Consider the following 5523-nt stretch of genomic DNA (forward strand, 5'->3'; position numbering starts at 1 on the left):
GAGACCCCGGGCCTCACGGATTACGTGGTCTCGTGGGTCACGACCGGCGGCGGCTGGATCGTGCGTCGCGACGGCCAACGGATGGAGATCCCGCGACACCCGTTCGTCCTCCCGTTCCACCGGCCGTACACGGTGCACCTCACCCCGCACCGGCAAAACTCCGTGCTCTTCTCCGCACCGTACCTCGAAGACATCGCGACCGAGATCCACGCCGGCCCGAGTCAACAGGTGTCCTTCGATCTCGAGGCGACGCCGACACCCGAGGCGATCGAGCGCTGGCGGGTGGCGCTGAACGCCTCCACGCCGGTGCTCACCGACGAGACGGCGCCTCCGCTGCTCCGTATGAACGCCCAACGACCGCTCGCCCTCGCGCTGCTCCAGCTCGCACCGTGGGCGGTGGTCGACCTGCCGGAGCCGCTCCGCGAGCCTTCGATGGCGCGCACGCGCCTCGCGGTCGAGTACCTGCACCATCACGCGGCGGAGCCCATCACGCCCGCCGACGCGGCGAAGGCGGCCGGGCTGCACACGAGGACGCTGCAGCTCCACTGCCGTCGCGAACTCGGCATGTCGCCCACCGCCTACCTGCGCGACATCCGCCTCGACCGCACCCGTCGCGAGCTCGCCGAGAGCTCGCCGCAGGAGACGACGGTCGGTGAGGTCGCGAAGCGGTGGGGCTTCGTCCACCTCGGACGCTTCGCCTCGGCCTACCGGAACCGCTTCGGCGAGGGCCCGAGCCAGACCCTGCGCGGCTGACGCCCGTCGCCGGATATCCAAAAAATGAGTGCTTCCGGAAAAGTTCGAGACGGACCGTGAGATTCGGGCGTGACGCGCAGTCTCATAGATGTCGCCCGCAACACGGGCACCGCCGCCGGACACCCGGAGCGTGAACCAGCACCACCAGACACCGAAGGAGCAACACCATGTCGAACACCACCGACACCGCGAACCACGCCGCAACGACCTCCACGGGCAAGAACGTCATCGCCGATGGCGTCGTCCAGAAGGTCGCCGGCATCGCAGCCCGCGAGGTCCCCGGCGTGCACGACCTCGGTGGCGGAGCGGCTCGCGCCATCGGCGCCATCCGCAACGCCATCAACGCTCAGGACCGCGGTCAGGGCGTCTCGGTCGAGGTCGGCGAGAAGCAGGTCGCCGCTGACATCGTGATCGTCGCCGAGTATCCCGTCGACCTCCAGCGCGTCGCAGACGACGTCCGTCGCAGCGTCACCGACGCGATCTCGAACGTCGTCGGCATGGACGTCACCGAGGTCAACGTGACCGTCGCCGACGTCCACATCCCGTCGGACGACGACAACGACGCTGACGAGAGCCGCGTCCAGTGACCACGACCGATCGCGGCATCCTCGTCGGTGCCGTCCTGGCGCTGGCGGCCGTCGCCTTCGGGTTCTGGAGCATGATCCTCGTCGCGCTGTTCATGCTGATCGGATTCGGCATCGGACGCGTGCTCGAGGGCAAGCTCGACCTGCGCGGTGTCGCCGACGCGCTCCGCGGGCGGCGGTCGTCGTGACCGCGGCGGTGACGGCCGAACAGGCCGTGCATGGTCGCAACACGATCAGCTCCCGCGCCGTGCGTCGCGTCGTGTCTGCCGTCACCGCGGAGGAACTCGGTGTGCGGGCGTCGGAGGTCTCGGTCGAGCTCTCCGACGCCCAGGGGGCCCTCACGGTCACCGCGAGCACGCCCATCCACGTGTCGCCGCTCGGCGCCGGATCCCGGACCTCGGGAACCGTCCTCGAACGCCTGGCACGCGCACAGACCAGCATCCGAGAGCGGTGCCTGGACCTGACCGGGTCGACGATCGGACGCGTCGACCTCCATATCACGGGCGCGAAGCTCGAAGAACGAAGGAGGGTGTTGTGAGCACCCCAGCCCTGTACCGCCGCGCGGTGCGTCGCGAGACCCACTCGCCGCGGTCGACGCTCGCGATCACGATCGCGATCATCCTCGCGCTCGTGCTCGCCTGGCTCGGCACCGAGTCGGTCCTGGCCGCGATCGGGCAGCCGGCGCTCCTCGTCGCACCGAAGGACATCGTCACCGCGGTGCTGACCGCGGCGACCGCCCCGGCCCCACTCCTCGTCGCCATCGGCGCGGTCGCGGCGATCGTCGGCCTCGTGCTGATCGTCCTGTCGCTGGCTCCCGCCCGCCAAGGGCGTCGCGGGTCGATCGCCGAGCGCACGGCGGCGGTCGTGGACGACCGGGTGATCGCGCAGTCGCTCGCCCGCGTCGCCTCGTACGCCGGTGACATCGACCCCTCGCAGGTGAGTGTCAGCGTCGGCGCCAGGAGCGCCCGCGTCGACGTCACGCCGACGAGCGGCCGACGCGTCGACCAGCGCGAGATCCAGCAGGCCGTGGACGCGGAGGTCGCGTCATACGACTACCGGCCGGCGCTCCGCGCCAAGGTCCGCGTGAGCAGCAAGGGAACGGTGGCCTGATGAACTCCACGAATCGCTTCCTCAACCGGTTCTTCATCTTCGTGGTCGGACTCGTCGTCCTCGCGGCCGGCGCGGCCCTGTCCGTGGGTGCGCTCCTGCCTGACGTGCAGCGGACGATCAGCGAGAACGCCGAGCGGGCCGTCGGACCGACGAACGACACCATCGACGCCCAGCCGTGGATCCTGTGGGTCGCGGCGGTCGTCGCCCTGCTGCTCATCCTCGTCATCCTCTGGTTCGTGTTCCGGCAGGGCCGCGGGCACACCGGAACGCTGCTGCAGGTCGACGAGCAACGGACGAAGGACACGCCGACCGGTGGTCGCGTCGTGCTCGACGTGAAGGTCGCAGAGCAGGTCCTCGAAGAGGCGATCGGGCGCAACCCCGACGTGGTCTCCGTCGACATCACCGGCTTCCGGATCCGCAAGCAGTCCACGCTGCGACTCACCGCACACGCTCGTCGCGGCGCCTCGCCCGTCCAGTTGCGGCGCGATATCGAGGCGGCCGTCCACGAGTGGGACGGCGTCCTCGGGACCTCCACCCCGGTGGTCATCCAGATCGTCAGCGGGCTGCGCACACGGCTCGCCAGCACGAACCGGGTCGTCTGACCCGACACCCCGCGGTGCCGCCGCGGCACCCGAACCGACAGCAGTAGGACCGATGCACCGCCGACGCGGTGCGAGGAGGATCGCATGAGCGACGACACGAAGCACCCGGACCAGCACCACATCCCCACCCCGGCCGAGGTCCGGGCGGAGCACCCGACGGTGCTCGTGCCCGCGCATCCCGATGACGAGGTCCGTCGCATCGAGTCGCACGACGGCGAGCACGCGGGTGGGACCGCGGCCGCTCCTGTGGTCGCGCCGGCGAACGGGGCTGTCGCTGGTCCGGAGACCGCTGAACCGGCCGTGGCCGACTCGGTCTCCGCCGAGACGCCGACGGTGTCGGTGTCGGAGTCGGCGGCTCCGCCGGAAGCGGCGGACGTACCGGTGGTCGAGCTCGACTCCGGCCGGCGACGTGAGCAGGAGGCCGACGAACTCGCCCAGGTCATCGCCACGACGGCCGAGACGGTCCCCGGCGTGCACGCCCTCGGTTCCCCGACGGCCCGCGCCATCGACAGCGCCCGCACCCGCCTGCTCGGTCGCACCGCCGTCCCCGGCGTCAACGTCCTGGCCGACGAGGACGTGCTGAACGTCGACGTCTCACTGGTGGCCGAGTACCCGGCCAGCATCGACGAGCTCGCGGACACGGTCCGGGCCGACGTCGCGGCCGCGCTGGAGGCCCGCCACCCGGGACCGGTCGACATCGACATCACGGTGACGGACATCCACGGCCCCTTCGACCCGATCGAGCCCGATCCGGGCGAGGCGATCGACGACGCGAAGGCCGCCATCGGCAATGCGACGTCCGCGGCGGGTGCCGCGATCGGCGATGCGGCAGAGGCTGCCGGGGATGCCCTCGGCACGGCGAAGGCTGCTGCATCGGACGCGGTGGACTCGGCGCGAGCCGGAGCGGCCGACCTGGCCGACGCCGCTGGTGACGCGGTCGAGCAGCGGACCGGCCGGTCCGAGGGCGACGGCGGCCGGTCGCTGGGAGACGGGCAGCCGGGCGCGGCCGCGGGTGCCGACGGCGAGCTCGTGACTGACGGCGACGTCGGCGGCGAACCGACCGATGCGGTGGTGTCGGAGGAACTCGCCGAGGCCGCCCGTCAGCTTGCCACCGCGGCCGACTCGCTCGCGACCGTCGCCGAGGAGGTGACGCACGGCGCCGACCCGAACCTCGCCGATGCTGAGCCCGCCGGGGCGGCTGACGCGATCCAGGACGCTCCGGCGGAAGAGCCCGTCGCGACGGGCCCGGATGCCGACCCGGTTTCGGCCCCCGAGCTGGACGGCGACACCGCTGGGTCCGCTGGCGGCGACGCGCCCGAGCAGTCTGCCCCGAAGGTCGCCGACGTCGACGAGGTGACGGACGCTCCCGCCGAGGTCACGGCCACCCAAGCCGCGGCGCCGACGAAGGAGCAGTGACATGCCGCTCTTCAGCCGGACCACGTCGTACGGTGCACGTCCGCGTCCGCGTGCCGTGTGGGCCGCTGCGATCACGGGTGTCGTCCTGCTCGTGCTCATCGTCGTCGGCGTGCTCATCCCGATCCTCGGGCTCATCGGCGCCGCCGACGGCGCGACGGTCGGTGCGCTCGACGTCCCGGTCGGCGGCATCGTGGTCGCGCTCCTCATCGGGTACGTCCTCGCGCTGCTGTTCCTGCTCGGGTGCGTCCGCAGTCGCAACGGCGCACTCTCCTGGGTGCTCGCCGTCGCCGCGGTAATCTCGGCGCTCCTCGTGTCGCTGTGGCCGCTGCTGGCGGTCGCCTTCGCGGGCGTCGACCAGGCATCGGACGTGGTGCCGTTCATCCAGGACCTCATCCGCCAGGTCACGGGCGGCTGAGCACAGGAGATCCGCGCGGCAGCAGGAGGTTCTCCCTCAGGATCTCCTGCTGTCGCGCGGATCTCCTGTGCTCAGCTCAGGCGGCGGGTGAGGTGGACGTCGACGGTGTCGCCGATGTCCTTGCCGAGGCGCTTCCGGAGCTTCGCACTGATGGACAGCATGTGACCACCGGAGCCGGTCGGCATGAGGCCGACGTTCGGGAGCTCGACACCGTCGACGATCGCGTCGACGCGGACGGATTTGCCGGTGCCGAAGAACTCGGCTGAGCCGGGCATCTCCACGCAGGACCAGACGTCGCCCTTCACATCGACGCCGATCGGCGTGGTGAAGCGGTGGTCGAGCTCGGTCGGTTCGATGGCCATCGGTGGCGCCCCTCGTCGGTCGTGGTCGGCGTGGCCATTGTCGCGGCTGAGTCCGACCCGTGGCAAGGGCGGGACCGTCCCCGTTCCCGCTCTTCGACAGGCTTAGGGACCGCGTTTCCTACCCCGCTCCCGCCCTTCGACAGGCTTAGGGCCCGCTTGTCGAGGGCCCCCGGAAGCACTCGGCCCCTCGGCAGGCTCGCGAGGAGCACTGCCGAGGGGCCGGGAACCTCAGTTCTGGGGGAAGCCGAGGTTGATGCCGCCGTGGGAGGGGTCGAGCCAGC

General features: G+C 71.3%; 9 protein-coding genes. 8 read left to right on the forward strand and 1 reads right to left on the reverse strand.

Features of this window, described 5'->3' with window-relative positions:
• From RWN05_RS17985 to RWN05_RS18020, 8 genes are all read left to right on the forward strand, one after another.
• Positions 1–753: helix-turn-helix transcriptional regulator (locus RWN05_RS17985; protein WP_314140598.1), on the forward strand; the 753-nt coding region annotated here is incomplete at its 5' end.
• A gap of 167 nt (positions 754–920) precedes the next feature.
• Entirely contained in the window at positions 921–1340 is a 420-nt protein-coding gene (locus RWN05_RS17990; RefSeq protein ID WP_064296822.1) for an Asp23/Gls24 family envelope stress response protein, read from the forward strand.
• Positions 1337–1525, forward strand: coding sequence for a DUF2273 domain-containing protein (locus RWN05_RS17995; RefSeq protein WP_064296821.1), 189 nt, complete (start codon positions 1337–1339; stop codon positions 1523–1525). Before RWN05_RS17990 ends, RWN05_RS17995 begins: the two co-directional genes overlap by 4 nt.
• Positions 1522–1875 (forward strand): hypothetical protein, encoded by a 354-nt coding sequence (locus RWN05_RS18000; protein WP_064296820.1) that lies wholly within the window; start codon positions 1522–1524, stop codon positions 1873–1875. Before RWN05_RS17995 ends, RWN05_RS18000 begins: the two co-directional genes overlap by 4 nt.
• A complete protein-coding gene (locus RWN05_RS18005; RefSeq protein ID WP_064296819.1) occupies positions 1872–2447 on the forward strand; it encodes a hypothetical protein in 576 nt (191 codons plus the stop codon). Before RWN05_RS18000 ends, RWN05_RS18005 begins: the two co-directional genes overlap by 4 nt.
• Positions 2447–3049: a hypothetical protein gene (locus RWN05_RS18010; protein ID WP_314140600.1), complete on the forward strand. Its 603-nt coding sequence runs from the start codon at positions 2447–2449 to the stop codon at positions 3047–3049. Before RWN05_RS18005 ends, RWN05_RS18010 begins: the two co-directional genes overlap by 1 nt.
• A gap of 84 nt (positions 3050–3133) precedes the next feature.
• On the forward strand, positions 3134–4465 hold the full coding sequence (locus RWN05_RS18015) for an Asp23/Gls24 family envelope stress response protein (RefSeq protein WP_314140601.1): 1332 nt from the start codon (positions 3134–3136) through the stop codon (positions 4463–4465).
• Position 4466: 1 nt separating this feature from the next.
• On the forward strand, positions 4467–4880 hold the full coding sequence (locus RWN05_RS18020; protein WP_071260509.1) for a hypothetical protein: 414 nt from the start codon (positions 4467–4469) through the stop codon (positions 4878–4880).
• A gap of 71 nt (positions 4881–4951) precedes the next feature.
• On the opposite strand, the gene RWN05_RS18025 is transcribed toward RWN05_RS18020, so the two are convergent.
• A complete protein-coding gene (locus RWN05_RS18025; RefSeq protein ID WP_079003418.1) occupies positions 4952–5242 on the reverse strand; it encodes a DUF1905 domain-containing protein in 291 nt (96 codons plus the stop codon).
• Positions 5243–5523: the final 281 nt, after the last annotated feature.

It is taken from the genome of uncultured Plantibacter sp. (assembly GCF_963518075.1).
Lineage (GTDB): Bacteria > Actinomycetota > Actinomycetes > Actinomycetales > Microbacteriaceae > Plantibacter > Plantibacter flavus_A.